General features: G+C 44.8%; 34 protein-coding genes and 1 pseudogene. All 35 read left to right on the forward strand.

Annotated features, from left to right (window positions below):
• Positions 1 to 1,144: 1,144 nt before the first annotated feature.
• Positions 1,145 to 1,456, forward strand: coding sequence for a 30S ribosomal protein S10 (gene rpsJ / locus LG211_RS18825; RefSeq protein WP_148396173.1), 312 nt, complete (start codon positions 1,145 to 1,147; stop codon positions 1,454 to 1,456).
• A gap of 289 nt (positions 1,457 to 1,745) precedes the next feature.
• Complete coding sequence (gene rplC, locus LG211_RS18830; RefSeq protein WP_148396174.1) at positions 1,746 to 2,381, forward strand: 50S ribosomal protein L3; 636 nt, start codon at positions 1,746 to 1,748, stop codon at positions 2,379 to 2,381.
• 25 nt (positions 2,382 to 2,406) lie between these two features.
• Positions 2,407 to 3,030 carry a 50S ribosomal protein L4 gene (gene rplD / locus LG211_RS18835; RefSeq protein WP_148396175.1) on the forward strand — a complete coding sequence of 208 codons (624 nt, stop codon included), beginning with the start codon at positions 2,407 to 2,409 and terminating at the stop codon, positions 3,028 to 3,030.
• Entirely contained in the window at positions 3,030 to 3,320 is a 291-nt protein-coding gene (gene rplW, locus LG211_RS18840) for a 50S ribosomal protein L23 (protein WP_148396176.1), read from the forward strand. Before rplD ends, rplW begins: the two co-directional genes overlap by 1 nt.
• An 18-nt stretch (positions 3,321 to 3,338) precedes the next feature.
• Positions 3,339 to 4,172 carry a 50S ribosomal protein L2 gene (gene rplB, locus LG211_RS18845; protein WP_148396177.1) on the forward strand — a complete coding sequence of 278 codons (834 nt, stop codon included), beginning with the start codon at positions 3,339 to 3,341 and terminating at the stop codon, positions 4,170 to 4,172.
• Positions 4,173 to 4,188: 16 nt separating this feature from the next.
• Positions 4,189 to 4,467, forward strand: a complete 279-nt coding sequence (rpsS, locus tag LG211_RS18850; protein ID WP_148396178.1) for a 30S ribosomal protein S19 — start codon at positions 4,189 to 4,191, stop codon at positions 4,465 to 4,467.
• 18 nt (positions 4,468 to 4,485) lie between these two features.
• A complete protein-coding gene (gene rplV / locus LG211_RS18855; RefSeq protein WP_148396179.1) occupies positions 4,486 to 4,818 on the forward strand; it encodes a 50S ribosomal protein L22 in 333 nt (110 codons plus the stop codon).
• 17 nt (positions 4,819 to 4,835) lie between these two features.
• Positions 4,836 to 5,729: a 30S ribosomal protein S3 gene (gene rpsC, locus LG211_RS18860; RefSeq protein ID WP_227755586.1), complete on the forward strand. Its 894-nt coding sequence runs from the start codon at positions 4,836 to 4,838 to the stop codon at positions 5,727 to 5,729.
• 23 nt (positions 5,730 to 5,752) lie between these two features.
• Positions 5,753 to 6,184 (forward strand): 50S ribosomal protein L16, encoded by a 432-nt coding sequence (rplP, locus tag LG211_RS18865; RefSeq protein ID WP_148396181.1) that lies wholly within the window; start codon positions 5,753 to 5,755, stop codon positions 6,182 to 6,184.
• Positions 6,184 to 6,387 (forward strand): 50S ribosomal protein L29, encoded by a 204-nt coding sequence (rpmC, locus tag LG211_RS18870; RefSeq protein ID WP_148396182.1) that lies wholly within the window; start codon positions 6,184 to 6,186, stop codon positions 6,385 to 6,387. The genes rplP and rpmC overlap by 1 nt, the downstream gene beginning before the upstream one ends.
• Before the next feature lie 18 nt (positions 6,388 to 6,405).
• Positions 6,406 to 6,666, forward strand: coding sequence for a 30S ribosomal protein S17 (gene rpsQ / locus LG211_RS18875; RefSeq protein ID WP_148396183.1), 261 nt, complete (start codon positions 6,406 to 6,408; stop codon positions 6,664 to 6,666).
• Between the two features lie 12 nt (positions 6,667 to 6,678).
• Positions 6,679 to 7,047 (forward strand): 50S ribosomal protein L14, encoded by a 369-nt coding sequence (rplN, locus tag LG211_RS18880; protein ID WP_148396184.1) that lies wholly within the window; start codon positions 6,679 to 6,681, stop codon positions 7,045 to 7,047.
• Between the two features lie 11 nt (positions 7,048 to 7,058).
• Entirely contained in the window at positions 7,059 to 7,364 is a 306-nt protein-coding gene (gene rplX, locus LG211_RS18885; RefSeq protein WP_148396185.1) for a 50S ribosomal protein L24, read from the forward strand.
• A 17-nt stretch (positions 7,365 to 7,381) separates the two neighbouring features.
• Positions 7,382 to 7,924 carry a 50S ribosomal protein L5 gene (rplE, locus tag LG211_RS18890; RefSeq protein WP_148396186.1) on the forward strand — a complete coding sequence of 181 codons (543 nt, stop codon included), beginning with the start codon at positions 7,382 to 7,384 and terminating at the stop codon, positions 7,922 to 7,924.
• 12 nt (positions 7,925 to 7,936) lie between these two features.
• Positions 7,937 to 8,122, forward strand: a complete 186-nt coding sequence (locus LG211_RS18895; RefSeq protein WP_148396187.1) for a type Z 30S ribosomal protein S14 — start codon at positions 7,937 to 7,939, stop codon at positions 8,120 to 8,122.
• A 63-nt stretch (positions 8,123 to 8,185) separates the two neighbouring features.
• Entirely contained in the window at positions 8,186 to 8,584 is a 399-nt protein-coding gene (gene rpsH, locus LG211_RS18900) for a 30S ribosomal protein S8 (RefSeq protein ID WP_148396188.1), read from the forward strand.
• Between the two features lie 10 nt (positions 8,585 to 8,594).
• Positions 8,595 to 9,137 (forward strand): 50S ribosomal protein L6, encoded by a 543-nt coding sequence (gene rplF / locus LG211_RS18905; protein WP_269478198.1) that lies wholly within the window; start codon positions 8,595 to 8,597, stop codon positions 9,135 to 9,137.
• Positions 9,138 to 9,155: 18 nt separating this feature from the next.
• The gene (rplR, locus tag LG211_RS18910) at positions 9,156 to 9,518 is read left to right on the forward strand and encodes a 50S ribosomal protein L18 (RefSeq protein WP_148396190.1); all 363 of its coding nucleotides are present in this window, start codon (positions 9,156 to 9,158) and stop codon (positions 9,516 to 9,518) included.
• Between the two features lie 15 nt (positions 9,519 to 9,533).
• The gene (gene rpsE, locus LG211_RS18915; RefSeq protein WP_148396191.1) at positions 9,534 to 10,037 is read left to right on the forward strand and encodes a 30S ribosomal protein S5; all 504 of its coding nucleotides are present in this window, start codon (positions 9,534 to 9,536) and stop codon (positions 10,035 to 10,037) included.
• A gap of 12 nt (positions 10,038 to 10,049) precedes the next feature.
• Positions 10,050 to 10,232, forward strand: coding sequence for a 50S ribosomal protein L30 (gene rpmD / locus LG211_RS18920; protein ID WP_148396192.1), 183 nt, complete (start codon positions 10,050 to 10,052; stop codon positions 10,230 to 10,232).
• Between the two features lie 18 nt (positions 10,233 to 10,250).
• Positions 10,251 to 10,691 carry a 50S ribosomal protein L15 gene (gene rplO, locus LG211_RS18925; RefSeq protein ID WP_148396193.1) on the forward strand — a complete coding sequence of 147 codons (441 nt, stop codon included), beginning with the start codon at positions 10,251 to 10,253 and terminating at the stop codon, positions 10,689 to 10,691.
• A 7-nt stretch (positions 10,692 to 10,698) separates the two neighbouring features.
• Positions 10,699 to 11,976 carry a preprotein translocase subunit SecY gene (secY, locus tag LG211_RS18930; RefSeq protein ID WP_148396249.1) on the forward strand — a complete coding sequence of 426 codons (1,278 nt, stop codon included), beginning with the start codon at positions 10,699 to 10,701 and terminating at the stop codon, positions 11,974 to 11,976.
• A 12-nt stretch (positions 11,977 to 11,988) separates the two neighbouring features.
• Positions 11,989 to 12,633, forward strand: coding sequence for an adenylate kinase (locus LG211_RS18935; RefSeq protein WP_148396194.1), 645 nt, complete (start codon positions 11,989 to 11,991; stop codon positions 12,631 to 12,633).
• Positions 12,634 to 12,635: 2 nt separating this feature from the next.
• Positions 12,636 to 13,382, forward strand: a complete 747-nt coding sequence (map, locus tag LG211_RS18940; RefSeq protein ID WP_148396195.1) for a type I methionyl aminopeptidase — start codon at positions 12,636 to 12,638, stop codon at positions 13,380 to 13,382.
• A 16-nt stretch (positions 13,383 to 13,398) separates the two neighbouring features.
• Positions 13,399 to 13,620: a translation initiation factor IF-1 gene (gene infA / locus LG211_RS18945; protein WP_148396196.1), complete on the forward strand. Its 222-nt coding sequence runs from the start codon at positions 13,399 to 13,401 to the stop codon at positions 13,618 to 13,620.
• 26 nt (positions 13,621 to 13,646) lie between these two features.
• Positions 13,647 to 13,760, forward strand: a complete 114-nt coding sequence (gene rpmJ / locus LG211_RS18950; RefSeq protein WP_022155406.1) for a 50S ribosomal protein L36 — start codon at positions 13,647 to 13,649, stop codon at positions 13,758 to 13,760.
• 334 nt (positions 13,761 to 14,094) lie between these two features.
• Complete coding sequence (rpsM, locus tag LG211_RS18955; RefSeq protein ID WP_148396197.1) at positions 14,095 to 14,463, forward strand: 30S ribosomal protein S13; 369 nt, start codon at positions 14,095 to 14,097, stop codon at positions 14,461 to 14,463.
• Between the two features lie 12 nt (positions 14,464 to 14,475).
• Positions 14,476 to 14,874 carry a 30S ribosomal protein S11 gene (gene rpsK / locus LG211_RS18960; RefSeq protein WP_148396198.1) on the forward strand — a complete coding sequence of 133 codons (399 nt, stop codon included), beginning with the start codon at positions 14,476 to 14,478 and terminating at the stop codon, positions 14,872 to 14,874.
• 22 nt (positions 14,875 to 14,896) lie between these two features.
• Positions 14,897 to 15,517: a 30S ribosomal protein S4 gene (gene rpsD, locus LG211_RS18965; protein WP_148396199.1), complete on the forward strand. Its 621-nt coding sequence runs from the start codon at positions 14,897 to 14,899 to the stop codon at positions 15,515 to 15,517.
• Between the two features lie 56 nt (positions 15,518 to 15,573).
• Positions 15,574 to 16,521 (forward strand): DNA-directed RNA polymerase subunit alpha, encoded by a 948-nt coding sequence (locus tag LG211_RS18970; protein WP_148396200.1) that lies wholly within the window; start codon positions 15,574 to 15,576, stop codon positions 16,519 to 16,521.
• 14 nt (positions 16,522 to 16,535) lie between these two features.
• Complete coding sequence (gene rplQ / locus LG211_RS18975) at positions 16,536 to 16,877, forward strand: 50S ribosomal protein L17 (protein ID WP_148396201.1); 342 nt, start codon at positions 16,536 to 16,538, stop codon at positions 16,875 to 16,877.
• A 289-nt stretch (positions 16,878 to 17,166) separates the two neighbouring features.
• Complete coding sequence (locus tag LG211_RS18980) at positions 17,167 to 18,579, forward strand: AraC family transcriptional regulator (RefSeq protein WP_269478199.1); 1,413 nt, start codon at positions 17,167 to 17,169, stop codon at positions 18,577 to 18,579.
• 270 nt (positions 18,580 to 18,849) lie between these two features.
• A pseudogene (locus LG211_RS18985) lies at positions 18,850 to 20,211 on the forward strand (MFS transporter).
• 40 nt (positions 20,212 to 20,251) lie between these two features.
• Positions 20,252 to 22,321 (forward strand): M28 family peptidase, encoded by a 2,070-nt coding sequence (locus tag LG211_RS18990; RefSeq protein ID WP_269478200.1) that lies wholly within the window; start codon positions 20,252 to 20,254, stop codon positions 22,319 to 22,321.
• Between the two features lie 16 nt (positions 22,322 to 22,337).
• Entirely contained in the window at positions 22,338 to 23,780 is a 1,443-nt protein-coding gene (locus LG211_RS18995) for a M28 family peptidase (RefSeq protein WP_269478201.1), read from the forward strand.
• Positions 23,781 to 24,153 lie beyond the last annotated feature (373 nt).

The following is a 24,153-nucleotide window of genomic DNA, read 5'->3' on the forward strand; positions in this document are numbered from 1 at the left end:
GTTGGGCAGCGGGATTGAGCAGCCGGAGAAACTTTCTGGAAATATCTGATTTATTTACGCAAAGCTGTGGATTTGTGGGGCGTCATATTGAGAATAAAGGGAGTTTCCTGTCCCATCTCCAATTCGAGAGGGAATAACCGTTGAAAAATGCGTAAATTCTGCGACGTATCCTTAATTATTTCACAGACGGCCCCATTCCTTTCAAAAACCAAACCTTAACCAACTGAGCCGGCGGGCCAGAAAAGGGCTTACTATCAAAAACCATGAAAGAAATATTGGAAACCAGACTGTTTCTGGTTTACAGCCTGCCTTTCCAGAGCCAAGCCGCACCAAAACTATCAGGATTGGTCCCGCAACCATTTAATGCTGATCGTTTCCAAGTACTAAACATCAAGCACCCGGCACCAAGCAGCGGGAAAGCCCGCCCGCAATAAATCCTCTTAAAACTGCCGCTTATCTTCCCGCCCCCCTCCCAATACTACAGGCCTCACCCCTCAATTCAAAAAAACGCAGCAATTTCTCCCTCAACTCTATCGTCAGCCCGCATCTTCAACAATCCCAGCATCTCGTATCAAGCTCTGCCAAAACTATGACCCAGCATACAAAAAACATGCAACCCGTGCGGCAACCTGCACTGCCCAAGCCGCCGCCAGATTTCGCAGAAGCTGCCTCCCAACAATCGTCCGCTGCATCCGCCAAATCCCATATCTTGTAGGCAAATCGCTAAAACTAAGAAAAGATACACTAGAAATGCAGCGAAAAAGGAACACCAGGATGCGTGTTCAGAAAACATCTCTTTTATGCATTGGAAACACAGCCTTTTGCCTGTCCAAAAAACATAAAAAATAGATCAATTTTTTTACCAAAAACTCTTGCAATTTCCAATCATGTGGTATATACTACAAAAGCTTGTGTAAGGCGATGAAGTAGGAAGTTACCTTGCTATAGGATAATTTCTACCGAGAATTGTCCCCACCAGATGGGGGCGAAGGGATTCGCCGGCTTTTTGCTTTGTGTAAAAAAATAAGAAACACACGGAGCCGTGTACTAAGCAAGCAAGACCTCGTACACGCACTTGAAAAGCGGGCAGCAGAACCCCCTGTACGAGCATAGCGAAAACAGTACAAAAAATTAGGAGGATGAAATGAGCGAATTACAGAAAATCAGAATTAAGCTTAAGGCTTATGACCACGCACTGCTGGATCAGAGCGCAGCCAAGATCGTCGAAACAGCAAAGAAGACCGGCGCAGAAGTTTCCGGCCCGATTCCGCTGCCGACAGAAAAAGAGGTCATCACGATCTTAAGAGCGGTCCACAAATACAAGGACTCCAGAGAACAGTTCGAACAGAGAACACATAAGAGACTGATCGACATCACCAGTGCTACGGCTAAGACGACCGACGCACTGACAAAGCTCGATCTGCCTGCCGGCGTGGACATTGAAATTAAGCTGTAAAACGTTGCATTCCGGTAGATTACTGCCGGCGCGATAACTTTTTACAGAACAAAAGCTGCTTTGCAGCAGCACAAAAAATGTAAGGGAACTCCCCTTAGTAAGATTGCATGAGAGGGAAGACGGCCTAAAAGAAAGAGTTGCAGATACAGGTCAGGGCTTCCAGCAGTAAAGCGCAGCCAAAAGCAAGTTTTGGGCGCTTCTTGCAGGAGAACTTCGGCGATTTGCATCAGCAAATCGGGATAGGGCTTCCAAACCAGAGCAATCCGCTGTAAGAATTAGGAGGAAAAATATGAAAGCGATTTTAGGAAAGAAAGTCGGAATGACTCAGATCTTTACTGACGCAGGCGAAGTGATTCCTGTAACAGTGATCGAGGCAGGTCCGGAAACAGTAACACAGATCAAAACGGTTGAAAACGATGGTTATGCCGCGGCTCAAGTAGCGTTCGAAGATGCGAAAGCCCACAGAATCAACAAGCCGATGACAGGCCATTTTGAAAAAGCAGGCGTTTCTGTCAAGAAGCACCTGGCGGAATTCATAATTGAAGACGGCGAAGCTTATGAAGTAGGACAGGTCATCACCGTAGCTGATTTTGAAGAAGGCAAGAAGCTGGACATTACCGGAACCTCCAAAGGTAAAGGTACCCAGGGCGAAATCAAACGGCACGGACACCATAGAGGCCCGATGACCCACGGCTCCAAGCATAAGAGACTGCCGGGCGGCAAGGCCGGCGCATCCTATCCGGGAAGAGTTTTCAAAGGAAACAAAGAATCCGGAAGAATGGGACGCGATACTGTGACCGTACAGAATGTCGTATTAGTAAAAGTTATTGAAGACAGAAACCTGATGCTGGTAAAAGGTGCTGTACCGGGAAACAAAGGTGGCCTGGTTCGCATTCAGTACGCAGTAAAGGGCGAGGACAAATAGAAGACTTCAGGAAGGAGGAAGTAAAATGGCAAAAGTAACGATGCTTAACATGACTGGAGCAGAAGCCGGAACCATCGAACTGAACGATGAAATCTTCGGAATCGAGCCTAACCAGAACGCAGTACACGCTGTAGTAAAAAATTACTTGGCGAACCAGAGACAGGGAACGCAGTCCGCAAAGACAAGAGCAGAAGTAAGAGGCGGCGGAAGAAAGCCTTTCAGACAGAAGGGAACAGGACGCCATAGACAGGGAAGCACCACAGACCCATCTCAGGTAGGCGGTGGAGTAGTATTTGCTCCAAAGCCAAGAAGTTACAGATATACACTGCCTAAGAAGCTGAGAAGACTGGCAATGAAATCCGCGCTTTCCTCAAAGGTAGAGGAAAAGGAAATCATCGTTTTAGACGAGCTGAAATTGGATGCTCCTAAGACAAAAGAAATGGTAAAAGTTCTGGAAAATATCAAAGCTGGTAAAAAAGCGCTGATCGTTATGGCTGAAAAAGATGAGAACGTGATCCGTTCTGCGGCCAATATTCCGGGAGTTAGAACAGAGCTGGTATCCACAATGAACGTATACGAGATCATCAATCACCCCAGCTTCATTGTAACAAAAGATGCGATTAACAAGATTGAGGAGGTGTACTCATAATGAAAACGCCTTACGATGTAATTTTAAAACCTGTCATCTCTGAAAAAAGTATGGAAGATGCGCAGAACAAAAAATACACATTCAAGGTTGCGGTAGATGCGAACAAGACACAGGTTAAGCACGCTGTAGAAGAAATCTTCGATGTGGAAGTGAAAAAAGTAAACATTATGAACGTTGTCGGCAAACAGAAAAGAATGGGAAGAAGCGTAGGAATGACTGCCGCTAGCAAAAAGGCAATCGTTACTCTGACAGATAAGAGTAAAGAGATCGAATTCTTCCAGAGCTTATAATATAGGAGGTAGGAAAGAATGGGAATCAAAAAATATAATCCGACTACTCCTGGTTTAAGAGGAATGACGGTTTCTACTTTTGAGGAAATCACCAAGGACGCCCCTGAAAAATCCCTTACCGTGACACTGAAAAAGCATGCTGGAAGAAACTCCAGAGGCAAGATCACCGTAAGACACAGAGGCGGCGGATACAGACCCAAATACAGAATCATCGATTTCAAGAGAAATAAAGATGGTGTTCCAGGAACAGTAGCAGCGATCGAATACGATCCGAACAGAAGTGCCAACATCGCCCTGATCAACTATGCTGACGGCGAAAAAAGATATATCATCGCTCCTGAAAAATTAATGGTAGGCGATATGATTGAATCCGGCCCAGAAGCCGATATCAAAGTAGGAAACACCCTTCCGCTGGCAAATATTCCGGTAGGTACCGTGATCCACAACATCGAGCTCAAGCCTGGCAAAGGCGGCCAGATGGTAAGATCCGCAGGTAACGGAGCCCAGCTCATGGCCAAAGAAGGAAAAGAAGCTCAGGTAAGACTTCCTTCCGGCGAAGTGAGAAAAGTGAGAATGGAATGCAGAGCGACCATCGGAGAAGTTGGTAACGGAGACCACGCCAACATCCAGATCGGTAAAGCGGGAAGAAAAAGACACATGGGTATCAGACCTACCGTTCGCGGTTCTGTCATGAACCCCAACGACCACCCACATGGTGGTGGTGAAGGTAAGGCTGGAATTGGTCGTGTAAGTCCGGTTACACCTTGGGGCAAGCCTGCTCTCGGATACAAGACGAGAAAGAAGAACAAGGCTTCCGACAAGTATATCGTTAAGAGAAGAAATGAAAAATAAGGAAGGAGCATAGATAATGGGTAGATCACTGAAAAAAGGCCCTTTCGTCAACAGAAAACTGCTTAAGGCTATCGAAGATATGAATGCAGCCAACGAAAAGAAAGTCATAAAAACATGGTCAAGACCATCCACGATATTCCCGCAGATGGTGGGACACACAATCGCAGTGCATGATGGAAGAAAGCACGTACCTGTATATATCACCGAAGATATGGTAGGACACAGACTTGGAGAATTTGCTCCAACCAGAACTTACAGGGGCCACGCTGCAGACAAGTCATCAAAAGTAAAGTAAGAAAAGGAGAACATGAAAATGGAAGCAAAAGCAATTGCAAAATATGTAAGAATGTCTCCGATCAAGCTTAAGCCTGTTGCAGATCTTGTAAGAGGAAAAGATATAAATGAGGCGCTTACTATATTAAAATTCACACCGGGCAAAGGTGCTGAAATCGTAGAAAAGGTTGTTCAGTCCGCTCTGGCTAATGCTGACGTAAAAGAAATGGACACAGACAACTTATATGTAGCGGAAGTTTATGCTAACCAGGGACCGACTATGAAGAGATGGAGAGCTGGATCACAGGGCAGAGCATCGATCATCTTAAAGAGAAGCAGTCATGTCGGCGTCACTTTAAGAGAAAAGAATTAAGATAGGAGGTTCATTTAATGGGTCAGAAAGTAAGTCCACATGGATTGAGAGTGGGCATCATCAAAGACTGGGATTCCAAATGGTATGCTGACAAAGGAAACTTTGCCGACTACCTGATCGAAGATAATAAAGTTAGAGAGTTCGTAAAGAAAAAGCTGTATGTAGCAGGCGTTTCCAAAATACTGCTGGAGCGTCAGGCTGACAATAAACTGAAAGTCATCGTGCTGACCGCAAAACCCGGTATGGTTATCGGAAGATCCGGAAACGGCATTGACGAACTGAAGAGCGATCTGGAAAAAATGACCGGAAAGGCCATTAATATCGAGATCAAAGAAGTGAGAAGATCCGAGCTGGATGCCCAGCTGACAGCTGAAAGCATCGCACAGGCTCTGGAAAGAAGAATTTCCTTCAGAAGAGCGATGAAGCAGGCCATCGGCAGAACCATGAAAGCCGGCGCAAAAGGTATCAAAGTACTGGTATCCGGCAGATTGGGCGGAGCTGAAATCGCCAGAAACGAAAAGTACAGCGAAGGAAACGTTCCTCTCCACACACTGAGAGCGGACATCGACTATGGATTCGCGGAAGCCGATACCACTTACGGAAAGATCGGCGTCAAAGTGTGGATCAACCACGGAGAAATCCTTGACAAGGGACTCAAGAGCGCGGTTCGCGATGAAGGAAACGGAAGAAGAGACGGCAAAAGAAACAGAAGAGACGGCGACAGAAGACCGAGAAGAGATAACGACAGAAGAAGAAATGATCGCAGAAGAGACGATAAGCCGGAACTTCCAAAGGCAGTAAATCCGAGAAAGAGAAAAGCTCCGAAGGAAGAACCAGCTAAAGCAGCCGAAGCGCAGACCACAGAAGCACAGGTTGATGCAGCGACCGAAGCAGCAACAACTGAAGAATAGACGAAAGAGAGGAGGAAACGCTGATGTTAATGCCAAAGCGCGTTAAACGCAGAAGAGTCCACAGAGGTAGAATGAAGGGCGTTGCTACCAAAGGTAACAAGGTTACTTACGGAGATTACGGCCTGGTGGCTACCGAATGCGGATGGATAACTTCAAATCAGATCGAGGCAGCCAGAATTGCCATGACCAGATCGGTAAAAAGAGGTGGTAAGGTTTATATCAAAATCTTCCCCCACAAGTCTGTAACAAAGAAACCTGCAGAAGTACGTATGGGTTCCGGTAAAGGTGCTCCGGAGTACTGGGTAGCAGTTGTAAAACCAGGCAGAGTTATGTTTGAAATCGAGGGTGTAACCGAGGCCCAGGCAAGAGAGGCTATGCGTCTTGCATCTCACAAGCTGCCTGTTAAATGTAAATTTGCCATCAAAGAAATGGAAGCAAAGGGTGGTGAAGCATAATGGAACTGAAGAAGATGAGAGAAATGTCAGAAGTGGAACTCAATGCTGAACTGGTAAAGATGAAGAAAGATTTATTCAATCTCAGATTCCAGCACGTTACCGGACAGCTTGAAAACCCGATTAAAATGAGAGATACAAAGAAAGACATCGCCAGAGTCAAGACGATCATCAGAGAAAAACAGCTTGAAAAGGCTCAGGGCTAGTAGAAAGGAGGATGTAATATGACAGTTGAAAGAAACCTCAGAAAAACAAGAGTTGGCGTTGTTGTAAGCGACAAGATGGATAAGACTGTTGTCGTTGCGCTGGAAGACTTCGTAAGACATTCCCTTTATGGTAAAGCTGTAAAGAGAACCAAGAAGGTCAAGGCTCACGATGAAAACAACGAATGCAACATTGGTGATAAAGTTAGAATTATGGAAACAAGACCTCTGTCCAAAGACAAGAGATGGAGACTTGTGAACATCGTAGAGAAAGTTAAGTAAGGAGGCACCAGAATGATTCAGACAGAAACAAGACTGAAAGTCGCTGACAACTCCGGTGCAAAAGAACTTCTGTGTATCCGTATTCTCGGCGGAACAAGCCGTCAGTACGCGAACATCGGAGATGTGATCGTTTGCGCAGTAAAAGACGCGACACCGGGCGGCGTTGTTAAAAAGGGCGACGTTGTTAAGGCAGTTGTAGTTAGATCGAAAAAGGGTGCCAGAAGAGTTGACGGCAGCTATGTAAAATTCGACCAGAACGCGGCTGTAATTTTGAAGGATGATATGACACCGGTCGGCACTCGTATCTTCGGGCCAGTAGCCAGAGAGCTCAGAGAAAAGAGCTTTATGAAGATCGTATCGCTGGCACCGGAAGTATTATAGGAGGCGAGCGGATGCGAATTAAGAAAGACGATACAGTAATTGTACTTACTGGAAAAGATAAAGGTAAGACTGGCAAAGTGCTGAAAGCTATGCCCAAAGACGGCAAAGTGATCGTAGAAGGCATCAACATGCAGACCAAGCACCAGAAGCAGACCCAGAAAGAGGCTGCCGAGATCAAGCATCAGGAAGGTCCGCTGGACGTTTCCAACGTTATGTACTACGATACAAAATCAAAGACCGCCAGCAAGATTGGCTACAAGATGGACGGCGACAAAAAAGTCAGAGTAGCTAAGAAAACCGGCGAAGTAATCGACTAAGAAAGGAGGAGACGATTTTGACAGCCAGATTAAAAGAAAACTATGACAACAATGTCTTTCAGGCATTGATGGAAAAATTCTCATATAAGAATGCAATGGAAGTTCCCAAGCTGGAAAAAGTGACCATTAACATGGGCCTTGGCGAAGCCAAAGAAAATGCCAAAATTATGGAAAGCGCAGTCGAAGAGCTGGCCCTCATAACCGGCCAGAGACCTGTGGTTACCAAGGCGAAAAAATCAATCGCCAACTTTAAGGTAAGACAGGGTATGCCTGTAGGAGCGAAAGTCACTTTAAGAGGAGAGAACATGTACACCTTCGTTGATAAATTCATCAACATCGCTCTTCCCAGAGTGAGAGACTTCAAGGGCGTCAGCAAGAACTCCTTTGACGGAAGAGGCAATTATTCCATGGGGATCAAGGAACAGCTCATCTTCCCGGAAATCAACTACGATAAAGTTGACATGATCAAAGGTATGAACATTGTATTCACTACAACGGCTAAAACAGATGAAGAAGCGGCAGCTCTGCTGGAACTTCTCGGAATGCCGTTCGAGAAATAATAGGAGGGAAACATGGCGAAAACATCTCTCAAAATAAAACAGCAAAGAAAACCGAAATACTCAACACGCGCATATACAAGATGCAGAATCTGCGGAAGACCCCATTCTGTTCTCAAGAAATATGGAATATGCCGTATCTGTTTTAGAGAGCTTGCTTACAAGGGAGAAATTCCCGGCGTGAAAAAAGCGAGCTGGTAGAAAAGTGAAATTGCCAGAACTGCACGTGCGTGCAAAGCTGGTCAAGAAAGGAGAAATACTGTAATGACAATGACAGATCCAATAGCAGATATGCTGACAAGAATCAGAAATGCCAATACTGTAGGTCATGACACGGTTGATATTCCGGCTTCAAAGATGAAAAAGTCCATCGCAGGAATTTTGACGGAAGAAGGCTACATTAAAGGATTTGACGTTATAGACGACAACAAGCAGGGCATGATCCGCGTTCAGATGAAATATGGTCCTGACAAAGAAAGAGTTATCACCGGGATCAAAAAGATCTCAAAGCCAGGCCTGAAGGTTTATGCTAAGGCAAGCGACGTTCCAAAAGTTCTGGGCGGACTGGGAATCGCGATCATCTCCACGTCAAGCGGAGTTATCAGCGACAAAGAAGCCAGAAAACTGGGCGTTGGCGGCGAAGTAGTTTGTTATGTTTGGTAGGAGGTAGACAATGTCAAGAATAGGTATCAAACCTGTTGATCTTCCTGCTGGCGTTGAGGTTAAGGTTGACGGTAATAATGCAGTTACTGTTAAAGGACCAAAAGGCGAACTTACAGAGCAGATCAGCAAGTTATTAAAAATCGAAGTAAAAGATAATCAGGTTAACGTTTCCAGAGATTCGGACGCCAAGGCTTACAGAGAACAGCACGGGCTGGCAAGAAGCTTGATCCTGAACATGGTGACCGGCGTAACCCAGGGCTACGAAAAGAAACTGGAACTGGTCGGTGTTGGATATAAGGCTGAAAAGAAGGGCAAGAAACTGGTCCTGAGCCTGGGATATTCCCATCCGGTAGAGCTGGAAGACCCGGACGGAATTACCACCGAGGCACCTTCCAATACCGAAATTACGGTTAAAGGAATCGATAAAGCAGTTGTTGGCAACTATGCTGCCAATATCCGTGCCTGGAGAAAACCGGAACCTTACAAAGGCAAAGGTATTCGCTATGTCGGCGAACACATCCGCAGAAAAGAAGGTAAAACCGGAGCAAAATAAGGAAAGGAGTGAAATAAGATGGCAAACAGCAGAAATGATAGGCGTGTCGCAAGACACCAGAGAGTTAGAAAAGACCTTTATGGAACTCCTGAGAAACCTAGACTTTGCGTTTTCAGAAGTAATAAGAACATTTCCGTTCAGATTATCGATGACGTAAATGGAGTTACCCTTGCTTCCGCTTCCACATTGGATAAGGAGCTGAAAGGCCAGATCGAATACGGCGGAAACAAAGACGCTGCTAAGAAGGTCGGAGAAGCTATTGCTAAGAGAGCACTGGATAAGGGCATCGAAACCGTTGCTTTTGACAGGGGCGGATTCCTTTATCACGGACGTGTAAAGGAACTTGCTGACGGCGCTCGCGAAGCTGGATTGAAATTCTAACAGGAGGTAAAAGGAATGCGAAATACTATCGATGCTTCCAAGCTAGACTTAAACGAAACGATCGTCAGCATCAGACGTGTAGCTAAGACAGTTAAGGGCGGCAGAAACATGAGATTCAGCGTAACTGTAGTAGTTGGAGACGGCGAAGGCCATGTAGGAGTTGGTCTTGGCAAAGCTCAGGAAATCCCTGAAGCAGTAAGGAAAGCGACGGAAGACGCAAAGAAAAAACTGATCAAAGTTCCGACTGTAGGAACTACGATCCCACACAGAATCCTGGGAATTTTCGGAGCAGGCAGAGTACAGCTTATGCCGGCTGCGGAAGGTACAGGAGTTATCGCAGGTTCATCCGTACGTACGGTTCTTGAAGCTGCTGGAATCAAAGATATCAGAGCTAAGTCCATTGGCTCTAACAATACGGCAAACATGGCTTATGCAACGATCGAAGGACTGAAAAACCTGATGACTGTAGAAAAGGTTGCTCGTCTGAGAGGAAAAAATCAAGAAGAAATTATAGGATAAGGAGGAAGAGCAATGGCTAAAATGATTAAAGTTACTTTAACAAAAAGCACGATTGGCGCTTCCCCAAAACAGAGAAAAGTTGTAGAAGCGCTAGGACTAAAAAAGATGCACCAGTCAGTTGAGCTCGTTGATTCTCCGGTAACCTGGGGTGCTATCAACAAAGTAGAGCATCTTTTGACTGTAGAAGAGCTATAGGATTGGAGGTGCAAATAGATGAAACTGCATGAATTAAAAGCTGCTCCGGGCGCCACAAAAGCGCCGAAGAGGAAGGGCCGCGGTACTGCTACCGGACAGGGTAAAACTGCCGGAAGAGGTATGAACGGCCAGAACTCCAGAAGCGGCGGCGGCACACGGCCAGGATTTGAAGGTGGACAGATGCCTCTTTACAGAAGAATTCCAAAGAGAGGATTCACCAACATCTGGGCAACAGAATATACCGTTCTCAACGTTGATGATTTAAACCGATTTGACGCAGGTACTGTTGTAACGCCGGCACTGCTGGAGGAAGTAGGGCTTGTAAAGCAGGTAAAAGATGGAATTAAAATTCTGGGAAATGGTAACCTGGATAAGAACATTACTGTTCAGGCTCACAAATTTAGCAAGACAGCGATCGAAAAAATAGAATCTGCCGGAGGAAAGGCAGAGGTGATTTAAAATGGAGATGTTCAAAACAATCGCGAAAGCTTGGAAGATCATGGACATCAGAAAGAAGATTATTTATACGCTTTTGATGCTTGTGATTTTCCGAATTGGCTCCAATATTCCGGTTCCCGGAATAGACAGAGCTTACCTGGCTCAGCAAATGAATCACCAGGACGGATTGTTTGCTCTATTTAATTTATTCTCTGGTGGTGCTTTCAGCAACTTTACCATATTTGCTTTGAGTATCACCCCATACATCACGGCTTCCATCATACTGCAGCTGCTCACGATTGCTATTCCAAGGCTGGAGCGTCTGGCCAAGGAAGGTACCGAAGGCCAGAAAAAGATTGCTCAGTACACCCGTTATCTCACGGTAGTGCTGGCGGTCGTTCAGGCTATCGGCGTATCGGTGGGGATGTTCAGAAATGCATTGATCAGCACCGACTTCTTTTCAGTAGCGGTCATTGTACTGGTACTGTCGGCAGGAACGGCCTTTCTTATGTGGCTGGGTGAAAAGATCAATGAAAACGGCATCGGAAACGGGATCTCACTGATTATTTTCGGAGGGATCATCGCCAGACTGCCGAGCGGAATTCACGAAATTTGGCTCAAATACAGGGAAGGAACCATGACCTTTGTATCCTTGGCTCTGTTCGTCGTTTTCGCAGTAATCGTTATTATCGGAATCATCGAGATCCAGCAGGGTCAAAGAAGAATTCCGGTCCAATATGCTAAGCGCGTGGTAGGAAGAAAGATGTACGGCGGACAGTCAACACACATTCCGCTGAAAGTAAATCAGGCAGGGGTTATCCCGGTAATCTTTGCCATGTCGTTTTTGCAGTTCCCGCTGACCATCACTTATTTCATGTCAGCCGACAGTTCCGCGTCCATGTGGATCACCAAGTGGTTGTCGCCGCAGGGTTCTCCGGGCGTATGGGTGTATGCCGTATTTAATGTGATACTGATTTTATTCTTCACCTATTTCTATACGGCTGTTACCTTCAACCCTATGGAAGTCGCGCAGAATATGAAGGCCAACGGCGGATTTATTCCGGGAATCAGACCGGGTAAGGCCACGGTTGAATATTTAAACAAAGTAATGACAAGAATCACTTTTGTAGGAGCTGTTTTCCTGGCCCTGGTAGCGGTACTGCCGACAATCGTCAGTCAGTACACAGGCCTGAACATCCACTTCGGAGGCACATCGCTTTTGATTGCCGTCGGTGTGGCTCTGGATACGATGAAACAGCTGGAAAATCAGATGGTCATGAGAAACTATCAAGGTTTCCTTAAGTAGGGAGGTTAAGAAATGAACTTAATTTTATTAGGCCCTCCGGGTGCCGGCAAAGGCACTCAGGCAGTAAAGATCGTTGAAAAATATCATATTCCGCATATCTCTACCGGCGATATTTTCAGAGCCAACATTAAAAACGGCACTGAGCTGGGAAAGAAAGCAAAGGAATACATGGATAAAGGCGAACTGGTTCCCGATGATCTGGTATGTGAGATCGCAACCACCAGATTGCTTGAGGATGACTGCACGGACGGTTTCCTGCTGGACGGTTTTCCAAGAACCGTATATCAGGCGGAAAAGCTGGATGAATTCCTTGAAAAACACGGTAAGAAAGTAGATAAAGTACTGGATATCGCAGTCGAAAAGGAAGAACTGATGCAGCGGCTCATCAACAGACGGGTATGCAAGGCCTGCGGAGCCACGTATAACGTTAAAAACATGCCTCCTGCAAAGGAAGGTGTTTGCGATAAGTGCGGCGGCGAGCTGATGCAGAGAGCCGACGATACGAAAGAAACTGTTGAAAACAGAATCGAAGTATATAATTCGCAGACAATGCCGCTGGTTGAATATTATGAAAAGGCCGGCAACATCGCCCATATCGACGGTGCGATCGGACTTGAAAATGTATTTAACCACATTGTAAGCGTTCTAGGTGAATAAGCATGATCATCATCAAGTCAGAGCAGGAAATCGACATAATGCGGCAGTCCGGGAGCGTCACAGGTTTGGTGCTCAAGGAGCTGGAGAGCTTCATAAAACCGGGTGTTACCACCCAGGAGATCGATCAGTTCGTTGAGGACATGATCCGGGATCACGATATGATCCCATCCTTCAAAGGTCTGTACGGTTTTCCGGCGAGCGCCTGCGTTTCGGTAAACGAAGAAGTGGTCCATGGGATTCCCTCGAAGAAACGCAAGCTGAAAGAAGGCGATATCGTCAGCGTAGATGTGGGTTCCACCTACAAAAGCTACGTCAGCGATGCGGCCAGGACTTATCCGGTAGGCAAGATCGACCCGGAGGCACAGCGCCTGATCGATGTAACCAGAGACAGCTTTTTCGAAGGTCTGAAATTCTGCAAAGTAGGATACAGGCTTTCGGATATCTCTCACGCCATCCAAGTAAAGGCGGAGAGCGAAGGATACGGTGTTATCCGGGATTTTGTAGGCCACGGCGTGGGAAGAGACATGCACGAGGAACCGCAGATCCCCAACTACGGGGCGCCTGGCAGAGGACCCAGACTTGCGAAAGGCATGGTCTTTGCCATTGAGCCCATGATCACCCAAGGCGATTATGAAGTTGAGACTCTTCTCAACAATTGGACTGTGGTCACACTGGACGGAAAGCTGTCCGCCCATTATGAAAATACTGTTGTTATAACTGATGGTGAGCCTGAGTTGCTTACATTGTAAAAAGAGAGGTGTTATTATGGCGAAAAAAGACGTCATTGAAGCAGAAGGGACGGTCGTAGACGCGCAGCCCAACGCAATGTTTGTAGTAAGGCTGGAGACCGGACATGAAGTGCTTGCACACGTTTCAGGAAAAATCAGAATGAACTTTATCCGGATCCTTCCGGGAGATAAAGTAAAAGTTGAGCTTTCTCCTTACGATCTGACCAGAGGCCGGATCACCTGGAGAGGGAAAGCGTAGACAAGAAAGGTTAGGAGGAGTGCGAAATGAAAGTTAGAGCTTCCGTAAAACCAATCTGCGAAAAGTGCAAAGTAATTAAGCGTAACGGGAAAGTCATGGTTATCTGTGAAAACCCGAAGCACAAGCAGAGACAAGGTTAGAGCGCGGAAATGTTTTGCTTCGGCAAGGTCCTCGGCCGGCGCTGTATCGCTTACGCGATACGCCGTCCTGCGGAGTTTGCCTGCGCAATAACATTTCCGCTTAGGAAATTGTTGACTTGGTTAGTGGGCGAATGGACTTGATATGGCTGCTTTGGGAGCGTCAGGTTCGCGGCTGCAAGGGCCCGCTGGGGTCGATGGTTTCTCAAGATAGATAGTTATTTTATATTGCAAGACGCAAAAGAACATCCCGTTTATATTACGGCTGCCGAAGCCGCGAACCTTCGGTTCGGCGGCAAGGCAGAAACGTGACGGAAGATGGGAATAGGAGGGAAATATGGCTCGTATAGCCGGTGTCGATTTACCAAGAGAAAAGAGAGTTGAAATTGGTTTGACATACATTTATGGTATTGGCAGACCGACGGCAAACGCAATATTGGAAAAAGCCGGAATCAATCCTGATACGAGAGTAAAGGATTTATCCGAGGATGAAGCTGGTAAGATCAGAAAGATCATTGACCAGGAATATGCAGTAGAAGGTGACCTGAGAAGAGATATTTCACTGAATATCAAGAGACTCATGGAAATCGGATGCTACAGAGGAATCAGACATAGAAGAGGTCTTCCGGTGAGAGGACAGAAAACAAAGACAAACGCTAGAACTCGCAAAGGTCCGAAAAAGACTGTAGGAAGAAAGAAGAAGTAAGGAGGTAGAACAATGGCTAAAACTGTGAAAAAGACAGCTAGAAAAAAAAGAAGAGAACGCAAGAACATTGAAAAAGGCCAAGCACATATTCAGTCTACCTTTAACAATACCCTTGTAACTCTTACAGATCTTGCAGGAAATGCGCTTTCCTGGTCCAGTGCCGGTTCACTGGGATTCAAAGGATCGAGAAAATCCACTCCGTTCGCCGCTCAGATGGCTGCTGAAGAAGCTGCAAAAGGCGCGATGGAGCATGGTCTGAAAACCGTTGAAGTATATGTAAAGGGTCCGGGATCCGGAAGAGAAGCCGCGATCAGAGCGCTTCAGAGCGCTGGCCTTGAAATCACCATGATCAAGGACATCACTCCAATACCGCACAACGGATGCAGACCGCCGAAGAGAAGAAGAGTCTAATTGAAGGGAGGAACTAGGTAGAATGTCAAGATATACAGATGCTAGCTGCAGATTATGCAGAAGAGAAGGACAGAAACTGTTCTTAAAAGGCGACAGATGCTACAGCACCAAGTGCGCCATCGAAAAAAGAAACTTTCCTCCTGGACAGCACGGTCAGGGAAGAAAGAAAGTCTCTGACTATGGAACTCAGTTAAGAGAAAAACAGAAGACAAAGAGATTCTACGGACTGCAGGAAACTCAGTTCAGAAACTTATTTGATAAGGCAGCGAGAAAGAAGGGAATCACAGGTGAAAACCTGCTGATCATGCTGGAAACAAGACTGGATAACGTTGTGTTCAGACTTGGATTCGCTTCCTCAAGAAAAGAAGCCAGACAGCTTGTAACACACGGCCATTTCCAGGTAAACGGCAAGAAGGTAGACATTCCTTCTTACGAAGTGAAGGCCGGCGATGTGATCAAGGTCAAAGAAAAGAGCACAAGTTCTCCGAAATTCAAGGAGATTAAAGATATGACCATTTCTGTACCATCATGGCTTACAGTAGAGGTTGAAAAACTGGAAGGCAAGGTTGTTACTCTGCCGACTAGAGAGGATATCGATACTCCGGTCGCAGAGCACCTGATCGTCGAATTATATTCCAAATAATCGGTTGATTAACGTTTGTTAGTTGACGGTGTTTTGGGAGAAAAGGAGGGTTTTGAGTGATAGAAATCGAAAAACCAACAATTGAATGTGTATTTTCTAACGAGGATCCCAACTATGGGAAATTCGTTGTAGAGCCTCTGGAAAGAGGTTACGGCACTACGCTGGGAAACAGCCTTAGAAGAATTCTTTTAAGCTCGCTGCCAGGAGTAGCTGTCACATCTGTTAAAATCGACGGAATACTTCACGAGTTTTCAACCATTCCAGGAGTCAAAGAAGACGTTACAGAGATAATTCTAAATCTGAAAAAGTTAGCCATTAAATTAAGCGGCGAAAATACGAAAAAGGTTCTGATCAATGCCATTGGGCCCAAAGAGGTAACGGCTGCGGATATTATTGGAGATTCCGATCTGGAAATCTGCAACCCGGATCTGCATATTGCTACTCTGGAGGAAAATGCTACGCTGGTCATGGAAATGAATCTGGCCAGAGGCAGAGGCTATGTCTCCGCCGACCAGAACAAGACCGAAAGCACTCCCATCGCAGTGATCCCGACCGATTCGATTTATACGCCGGTAAGAAAAGTTAACTTTACTGTTGAAAATACAAGAGTTGGTCAAGTTACTGACTACGATAAGCTGATTTTAGAGATCTGGACAGACGGTTCGATCACACCGAGCGAAGGGGTGTCCATCGGCGCAAAGATCATGCAGGAGCATCTGAACCTGTTCATCGAGCTGACGGACAGCACGGATACGATGGAAATCATGGTCGAGAAGGAAGAAGACCAGAAAGAAAAAGCTCTTGAGATGACCATCGAAGAGCTGGAACTTTCCGTACGTTCCTTCAACTGCCTGAAGCGCGCGGCCATCAATACTGTCGAAGAACTGACACACCGTTCAGAAGAAGACATGATGAAAGTCAGAAACCTTGGTAAGAAATCTCTAGACGAAGTAAAACATAAACTAGAAGAATTAGGTCTTGGATTAAGACAAAGCGATGAATAAAGGAGGATTTAGCGATGCCAGGATATAGAAAACTAGGCAGACCTACTGCTCATAGAAAGGCAATGCTGAGAAATCTGGTTACGGATCTTCTGAGAGAAGGACGGATTTCCACAACAGAGCATAGAGCGAAGGAAGCCAGACGTCAGGCTGAGAAAATGATCACTCTTGCGAAACGCGGCGATCTCCATGCCAGAAGACAGGTGCTCGCATACGTTTACGACGAAGACGTGGTTTCAAAGCTGTTCGATGAAATTGCACCGAACTACGCTGACAGAAACGGCGGATATACAAGAATTTTAAAATTAGGACCGAGACGCGGAGATTGCGCGGAAGTTGTATTTTTAGAGTTGGTATAAACAAAGAAGCTTTAAAAATGAGGGTTTCCCAATAATATGGGAGGCCCTTTTTTGTATGTGCGCGCAACCGCTGGGCATGGAATATGACGCGCTGCCCGGACATAATGGTACGAAAATATTATAAAAGAGAGCTCCGGATAAAGCTGCGCTAGAAGCAATTCGCTCGTATAAATAAAGGCATAGAACATAAAAACAGAGTGTTAAAAGAAATGTGTGATACAATAGAAGCAGAGAGATGCCGGGGAGTATGCATGGCACGACACTAGGCAAAGGGAAAAGGCGTAAGAATATGATTGAAAAAATGCTGACCATTTCGGTAAAAAATAAAAAGCAGCCGATACACTGGCACGATTTGCTGGAAATCAATTTTGTGATTCAAGGCGAACTGGATATCGTGCGCAACAACAGAACCTTTCATGTGCAAACCGGCGAAATGATGGTTTTGAATCGAGATGATATCCATTCTGTGGAAAGCCGGTCCGAGGATTTATTATATATCCAACTGCACTTTGATCTGGAAAAATATAATCAGTACCTGCCTGAGATATGGACAGCTTTGTTCTATTGCTCTCCTGAAGAGGATGATATTATTTCGCAGAATTTGAAAACGGAAATGAAAGGTCATATCAGCAGAATCCTCAGACTTATGTCGGAGCAAATGAGGAATATAGATGCTGAAAATAAAATCGTTTATTACTCCATAGATATATTGAGCAGTCTGAAAATGGGGTTCTTAGCGACCATAGACTCAAATGCACAGCGATACGATGAGCAGATGAAAAGGGTATGGAAAGCAATCGACTACATCTACGACAATTGTCACAGAAGGCTGACGCTTCACGAAGTTGCATCGCAGATCTATGTGAGCGATGATTACCTTACAAGGCTGCTGAAGAAAAGCAACGGAATGGGATTTGAACAATTCGTAGCGTTCGTTCGAGCGGAACTGTCAATTAAATTCTTGTTGAATACAGACATGAATATTTCCGATATAACCTTTGAATGTGGATTCTCCGCTCCGAGATATTATAACGCGGCGTTTCTGAAAAGCTATGGCTGTACGCCATCCGAATACAGGAAAAATAATAGAAAAAATTTTAGGCTGGAGAGACAAAACGAAACGATGGGCGTGATACTCGATGAGGACATAGACCTTTCGGATGTTCTTGAAAAGGCAGAAAAATATGAAATCGTTTTCAGCGAAGACGAACAAATCAGGGAAAAGGTAGATATTGATTTCAATACGGTGCGGGCGGATATAAAGGATATGTCCGGGATCAAGCTGCCAATAGCAAAACAAAGCAGTATATGGCATTACAGTGTGCAGCGTTTCCTGGCTGATATTCAGTTCCCGTGCTCAAAGCCACAAGAACATGTTTTTGTATGGAAAGAATCCGATGCTCTGAAATTGCTGTGTATGAATCCCGACGCAGCTTCAGGAAGAGAATGTATCATTAAAATATCAGGCCTTGACCCATCAGGTACTTATATATATTGCCGTGAGAAAAGCCTCAATATTCCAGACAGCTTGAGAAACATAATGAATTCAGGAAAAATAAACATTCTAAACAGAGATATCATCGATCATATATTTCATGCGGCATACGAATACGGGGAGATTTCACAGGAGGAACAAGTTTATATGAATATCGATTTGAATTGTGAGCAGATCGCTAAGATTATCATACAGAAAATCGGATAAAACCAGCAAATTGAAAAGTATGATTCCGCACTCCAAAACCAACGATTCCGCATAAAATAGAATGCAACTACTCTATCTTATGCGTTTTTTTGATATTATCATGATTTGAAGCGGTACTGTGCGTGAATTAATTGAATTTAGTGATTATTATAAAAATAGCTTATAAGCAATGATTAATACTTTTTCACTCTATTTCAAAGGAGGAATGTAATGAGTCAGGAAAGGAAAAAGAGTTCATTGGGAACGACGATCGGCTATGGACTTGGTTCTATGGTTAGAACAGGTGAGAACCTCTGGGGATTTTATTTAAGCTATTTTTTAGTAACCGTCGTAGGTATAAACGCCGCGGCAGCCGGAACTATCAGCGGAGCAGCGCTGCTTATCGCATCGGTCTGGTGTATCTTTATCGGCTACATCTCTGACAACAGTAAATCAAAGCACGGCAAGAGAAGACCGATCATGCTGGCCTCCATTTTTCCTACTGTGATTTTGATGACCTTAATTTTTATCAAAGTGGATTTTGGGCAGGCGACGGCTGCTTACTATGCGATCGTCTGTATTTTATTTTATATCATATATTATACCTTCCTTGTGCCGTATGATTCTCTTGGTGCAGAGCTGACGGTAGATTACAATGCGAGAACAAAAATCAGAAGCCTGTGTACCGTTATTCTATATGTTTCGGTATTTGTCGGCGGGACATTAGTCATGTATGTACAGACGGGATTCGCCAATGCGGGAATAGGCGGCGAAGCAGGAAGCTAGAGCCTGGCGGTTCTGATCTCATGTACGCTTCCCATGCTGATTTGCGGACTCATTGCATGGGCGGCTACCAAAGGAAAAGAACCTATAGGCGTAGAAATCGGCGAAATCCAGGAAAAACCAAAAGAAAATATTTTTAAATCCTATATGTCCGTATTGAAAATAAAACCCTTCTTAGGAATTGCCATATGGTCGCTGCTTTATTTCATCGGCAATACTGTTTTATCAGGATTTCTTGTTTATTTCGGAGTATATGTGTTGGGACTCAGCGAAGCCACAGCCTCTACATATTTTACAATCAGCATGGTTGTTACGATATTAATGGCTGTACCTGCGAATTGGCTTGCAGGAAGATTTGGTAAAAAGAATACCTTGTTGATTGCTATGTGCGTATATGCAGTTTGTGGACTTACAGTCATAATTAAAGGCCCGTCTTCCTATCTGGACGGAGCTATTCTTTCAGTAGGATATGGTATTACCAATTCTATCGCCCTGATCGTAAGTTATTCGATGGTTTATGATATCGGTGAATTGAACGAATTTAAATTTGGTGACAGCAAGGTAGCCGCATGCGTAGGAACATATACGCTGGGAATGGGTCTAGCACAGGCGATTGGATATTCACTGATCGGTTACATATTGGCATGGGCAGGATTTGACGCTATGGCAGCACAGCAGCCTGACAGTGTAATAACAGCTATAACCCTATCTGAGACTGTAGTGCCGCTCGGATTTATGGTTTTGAGCGCGATTGCTGTAGTTTTACTTTATAAAATCACACCTAATAATTATGCGGCGCTTGTTGAAGCTCTCGAAGCTAAGAAAGAAGGAAGAGATTATTCTATAGATGGATTTAGAGAAATTCTGTAATACTGTAGAATATATGAATTTGTCGCAGGAGGAAAATATAATGAGAAATATGATTCTTGATAAAGACATAAAAAATTTCTGTAGAGAGTTAGATGTTGGTTTTCAGGTAGAGTTTATTAAAGAGTACGAAAAAATAGGTGACAGTAAGCTTTACGGCGGTAAGCATTGCGGCTCTGATGCGGAGAATGAAGGTTCCGAATTCATAGCTGAAAAATTGAAAGAAATCGGATTGAGTAATATACAGATGCTTCCCTGCAAGACGGCAAGATATCAGTTTAATTCGGCAGAAATATCGGTTGCAGATGAAGAAAAGATTATCTATCCATACGGCTATGTTTCTCCGGGAACTGCAACAGAGGGATTAACCGCGGAACTGATGGACCTGGGTAAAGCTACTAAGGCGGAATGCAGCGCGCTGGACTTGAATGGAAAGATAGGACTGTTTGCAGCGATGGGTACGCTTGAGGGAGCGAGTCTTTCCGGACAGATGGAAGAAGCTATCCGGCACGGAGCAGCGGCTTTGGTGATATATGCAGCTGAGGATATTTTGAACGATGAAACCATACGGGTGCAGCCGCCTAATATAATCAGTGATATCCCCATCGTAGGTATTTGTCACAGGGATGCGGAATTGCTGAGAAATAAAGTGTCCGCAGGAAATTGTGTAGTGACGTTAAAGGTAGATGCGGATTTTGATCCCTACGGCGGAACTACTTATAATGTCGTAGGCGAAATCCCTGGAGAGATAAGCGATGAAAGGATTGTTTATACCGCGCATCTTGACCATTATTTCAGGTGCCTGCAGGATAATATGTCAACATGTTCTACGCTTCTTGGTATTGCGAAAGCTATCATAGATTCCGGATATAAGCCAAATAGGATGATAACCTTTGCATTTCATGGAAGCCATGAAACAGGGGGCATGGATACGAGATACCCCTATATCTATGGTTCATATGAGCTTACTCACGAAAGCAGAAAGGACTGGACAGGAAAGACGGTTGCCAATATAAACTTCGAATATACGGCGCTAAAAATGAAAAAGCTGCAGGCAACTGCATATATAGGCGTAAATCGTATACCCATTTCATATTATACATATTCTCCCGAGCTTGTTGGCGGAGGATTTGAAGAAAAGGAGCAGTATGCGCCTCAGACAGAATATTATATGCTCTCATGGTCCGACAGTATTTCTTATCATACGGCAGGTATACCTACGCTGTGCAACGACCCAATTTCAGAGCAGTACTATGAAGGTACCGGTCCTTATGTAGGCAGAGACCACTCAAATTTTGATAACTGGGATATATTTGATACGAAGATACTGGAAGATATAGGAAGATTTTACGGTGGTATGGGGTTATATATTGACAGTATGCCGTATCTGCAGCTTGATTATACAGAGCAGGCCGCCAGAATCAAGAATGAGGTGGATATAGATTTGCTGAATACGCTTGGTATTACTCACGAAGAATACTTCAATGCTGTAGAGAGGTTGAATATGGCTGCCATTCAACTGAATAAAACGACGGAATCGCATAATAGAGATTATATAAAAGCGCTCTCGTCCGGTTTGACACACGCAGAAAAGAAGGCATTCTTTGACGCTGCACATGAACAGAACCAATATACCCTTAAAGCTTATAAAGCTGTTGCTGACGGGCTTGATAAAATCAATAGCTGCGACTTCCTTTGCCTGGCTACCGTGAAATATATGCAGAACACAGAACTTTTGATGGCAGCAAAGGAAGCTCTTGTAAAAGGAGATGCAAAAGCGGCATTTGAATTGCTGGTTCAGCTTGATCTTGCAGCGGCCTCATACTACTTTGACGAAGAAGTGGCTGAGCACATGAGGAAGCAGATATGCGATCCGGAATTCGTTGACAGACGAACGTGGGCGGCAGGACGAGAGCTGAATGTTTTCACGTATTATGAGCTTATGCAGAGCTTTGCAGCTGAATCAGAAACAGGCGACGGATTTGAAAAAACGCTGGCCCTTGCAGACAAGGCGATAGAAACAGAAGCAGGATTTATACCTCAGGCAATGGATGACGAAAAGGCTTGCATAGAGAAGGTGACAGAACTTATTCGGAAAGCACTTGATGAATAATAGTAAAGGAGAAGAAATGACATATCAGGCAAAAGTAAGGCAAAATAGTTTTCCCGAAGGAAAGGAAATCTTTTCATGGATCAAGGATCTGGCCCAGTGGGGACACAGGAAGACCGGAACTCCGGAAGGACGCAAATCTGCGGAATATATCGAAGGCAAAATGAGAGCGTTCGGATTGGAGGATGTGCGCATTGAAACTGTTCCATCTATGTGTATGATGGTGGAAGATTTTTCACTTACTGTTGGCGGAGAAAAAATGGACGCTTTCTATATCAATGGGACGAACAGAGGTGGAGAGAGCGGCAGATTCTCATTCGGAACGGACGGATCGGAGTCAGAATTTGTATATGTTGGACAGGGGCTTGCAGAGGATTTTGAAAGATTAGACGTTAAAGGCAAGGTGGTGGTTGCCAGCGTGTATCTGCCGGAATTTGATATGCAGAAGCAGCATGAGTGGTTTGATGATCCGTTTGTATACGATCCGTTAAACCAGATGGAGGAGAAAAAGAAGAAGGTTGACATATATTCACCATCGATCTGGCCTGCGAACTTTTATCTGGCGCAGAACCATGGCGCTGTCGGCTTTGTGGGTATCCTTGAAAATTATATGGACGATCCTTATTTTTACAATGAAGATTATACGGAAAACGGGTGGCCCTATGGCTGTCAATACATGTCTCTGCCGGCCCTGTGGGTGAGTAGAAGCTCCGGCAAAAAGATAAAAGCTGAGTTTGAAACCAGCGGCGTGATCAGGGGGCAGATGACAGTAGACACGTTATATGAATATAGAAATGCGTTCAACGTTTCCGGCAGATTAAAAGGGAAATCGGATGATATCGTACTCGTGCATTCCCATCATGACGCAGTATTTGAAGGCGCTGTACAGGACGCGTCGGGAACTTCCGAAATGCTGGCTTTGGCAAAGTATTTTGCGCAGATACCGGCAGAAGAACGCGAAAAAACGTTGATGTTTGCAGCGCTTGATACGCATTATACGGATTATGCAGCTAATATAGGCTTTGTGAAGAAACGTAAGGAAGTCGGGGATAATGTCATAATCGATATTGCGATAGAGCATATAGGAAAAGAGGCTGCTTTTGATGAAAATTATAATTTGTATGAAACAGGTCAGGTCGAGCCCAGGCTGTTCTATGTATCAGAACCAAAGCTTTATGCATTTACGAAAGCTACTATCGCAAATTACGATTTGAAAAAATCCATCGCAGCGCTTGTACCAGTTGGAAAGGGGCTTGAGCGAGAGTATAAGTTTCACCAGGATGAAGTCATATCAGATGCATTTTACTGGAATGAGTCGGGCGTGCCTGTTGTCAGTATGGTCTGCGGCATGCAGTATCTGTTCCATAATTCAGATAAACCTGACAGAATCCCTGTCGAAGAATTGCAGCCTGTAGGAATGGCTTTCGCAGAAATAACGACCGAAGCGATGCGCAAGTTGTAAATGCCGGCATGCTCAGTAATTACGTCGAGCATCATCCTTTCGCTGATTTGATCAGGCAAGCGGGAAAAGAACAAACCGATTATATAAGTATGGGTCGTTTTCGGCAATCGCCCAATTAGAACACAAAAACCAGCAGGCAGGGAGCATCTCGCTCCTTCGCCGGCTGGTTTTATTAAAATGTGGAAATATATCACATTTATTAATTGACATAATATGGAAATAATGTTAAAGTAAAAATATACCAATTAAAAAAGGAGGTCTTACATATCGCACTCAATTTAAAAAACGATCTTTTATTCAAAGCCGTCTATGGCCGGGAAGATGAGGAATGCAAACAGGCGCTGATCGCCGTGCTCAATCTCATCCTGGACCG

Source organism: Hominibacterium faecale, assembly GCF_020734085.1.
Taxonomy (GTDB): Bacteria; Bacillota; Clostridia; order Peptostreptococcales; family Anaerovoracaceae; genus Hominibacterium; species Hominibacterium faecale.

What these genes read in the sequence shown, in the direction of transcription:
- rpsJ (WP_148396173.1), top strand. Translation starts at nt 1,145, where the DNA reads ATGAGCGAATTACAGAAAATCAGAATTAAGCTTAAGGCTTATGACCAC.
- rplC (WP_148396174.1), top strand. Translation starts at nt 1,746, where the DNA reads ATGAAAGCGATTTTAGGAAAGAAAGTCGGAATGACTCAGATCTTTACT.
- rplD (WP_148396175.1), top strand. Translation starts at nt 2,407, where the DNA reads ATGGCAAAAGTAACGATGCTTAACATGACTGGAGCAGAAGCCGGAACC.
- rplW (WP_148396176.1), top strand. Translation starts at nt 3,030, where the DNA reads ATGAAAACGCCTTACGATGTAATTTTAAAACCTGTCATCTCTGAAAAA.
- rplB (WP_148396177.1), top strand. Translation starts at nt 3,339, where the DNA reads ATGGGAATCAAAAAATATAATCCGACTACTCCTGGTTTAAGAGGAATG.
- rpsS (WP_148396178.1), top strand. Translation starts at nt 4,189, where the DNA reads ATGGGTAGATCACTGAAAAAAGGCCCTTTCGTCAACAGAAAACTGCTT.
- rplV (WP_148396179.1), top strand. Translation starts at nt 4,486, where the DNA reads ATGGAAGCAAAAGCAATTGCAAAATATGTAAGAATGTCTCCGATCAAG.
- rpsC (WP_227755586.1), top strand. Translation starts at nt 4,836, where the DNA reads ATGGGTCAGAAAGTAAGTCCACATGGATTGAGAGTGGGCATCATCAAA.
- rplP (WP_148396181.1), top strand. Translation starts at nt 5,753, where the DNA reads ATGTTAATGCCAAAGCGCGTTAAACGCAGAAGAGTCCACAGAGGTAGA.
- rpmC (WP_148396182.1), top strand. Translation starts at nt 6,184, where the DNA reads ATGGAACTGAAGAAGATGAGAGAAATGTCAGAAGTGGAACTCAATGCT.
- rpsQ (WP_148396183.1), top strand. Translation starts at nt 6,406, where the DNA reads ATGACAGTTGAAAGAAACCTCAGAAAAACAAGAGTTGGCGTTGTTGTA.
- rplN (WP_148396184.1), top strand. Translation starts at nt 6,679, where the DNA reads ATGATTCAGACAGAAACAAGACTGAAAGTCGCTGACAACTCCGGTGCA.
- rplX (WP_148396185.1), top strand. Translation starts at nt 7,059, where the DNA reads ATGCGAATTAAGAAAGACGATACAGTAATTGTACTTACTGGAAAAGAT.
- LG211_RS18895 (WP_148396187.1), top strand. Translation starts at nt 7,937, where the DNA reads ATGGCGAAAACATCTCTCAAAATAAAACAGCAAAGAAAACCGAAATAC.
- rpsH (WP_148396188.1), top strand. Translation starts at nt 8,186, where the DNA reads ATGACAATGACAGATCCAATAGCAGATATGCTGACAAGAATCAGAAAT.
- rplF (WP_269478198.1), top strand. Translation starts at nt 8,595, where the DNA reads ATGTCAAGAATAGGTATCAAACCTGTTGATCTTCCTGCTGGCGTTGAG.
- rplR (WP_148396190.1), top strand. Translation starts at nt 9,156, where the DNA reads ATGGCAAACAGCAGAAATGATAGGCGTGTCGCAAGACACCAGAGAGTT.
- rpsE (WP_148396191.1), top strand. Translation starts at nt 9,534, where the DNA reads ATGCGAAATACTATCGATGCTTCCAAGCTAGACTTAAACGAAACGATC.
- rpmD (WP_148396192.1), top strand. Translation starts at nt 10,050, where the DNA reads ATGGCTAAAATGATTAAAGTTACTTTAACAAAAAGCACGATTGGCGCT.
- rplO (WP_148396193.1), top strand. Translation starts at nt 10,251, where the DNA reads ATGAAACTGCATGAATTAAAAGCTGCTCCGGGCGCCACAAAAGCGCCG.
- secY (WP_148396249.1), top strand. Translation starts at nt 10,699, where the DNA reads ATGTTCAAAACAATCGCGAAAGCTTGGAAGATCATGGACATCAGAAAG.
- LG211_RS18935 (WP_148396194.1), top strand. Translation starts at nt 11,989, where the DNA reads ATGAACTTAATTTTATTAGGCCCTCCGGGTGCCGGCAAAGGCACTCAG.
- map (WP_148396195.1), top strand. Translation starts at nt 12,636, where the DNA reads ATGATCATCATCAAGTCAGAGCAGGAAATCGACATAATGCGGCAGTCC.
- infA (WP_148396196.1), top strand. Translation starts at nt 13,399, where the DNA reads ATGGCGAAAAAAGACGTCATTGAAGCAGAAGGGACGGTCGTAGACGCG.
- rpmJ (WP_022155406.1), top strand. Translation starts at nt 13,647, where the DNA reads ATGAAAGTTAGAGCTTCCGTAAAACCAATCTGCGAAAAGTGCAAAGTA.
- rpsM (WP_148396197.1), top strand. Translation starts at nt 14,095, where the DNA reads ATGGCTCGTATAGCCGGTGTCGATTTACCAAGAGAAAAGAGAGTTGAA.
- rpsK (WP_148396198.1), top strand. Translation starts at nt 14,476, where the DNA reads ATGGCTAAAACTGTGAAAAAGACAGCTAGAAAAAAAAGAAGAGAACGC.
- rpsD (WP_148396199.1), top strand. Translation starts at nt 14,897, where the DNA reads ATGTCAAGATATACAGATGCTAGCTGCAGATTATGCAGAAGAGAAGGA.
- rplQ (WP_148396201.1), top strand. Translation starts at nt 16,536, where the DNA reads ATGCCAGGATATAGAAAACTAGGCAGACCTACTGCTCATAGAAAGGCA.
- LG211_RS18980 (WP_269478199.1), top strand. Translation starts at nt 17,167, where the DNA reads ATGATTGAAAAAATGCTGACCATTTCGGTAAAAAATAAAAAGCAGCCG.
- LG211_RS18990 (WP_269478200.1), top strand. Translation starts at nt 20,252, where the DNA reads ATGAGAAATATGATTCTTGATAAAGACATAAAAAATTTCTGTAGAGAG.
- LG211_RS18995 (WP_269478201.1), top strand. Translation starts at nt 22,338, where the DNA reads ATGACATATCAGGCAAAAGTAAGGCAAAATAGTTTTCCCGAAGGAAAG.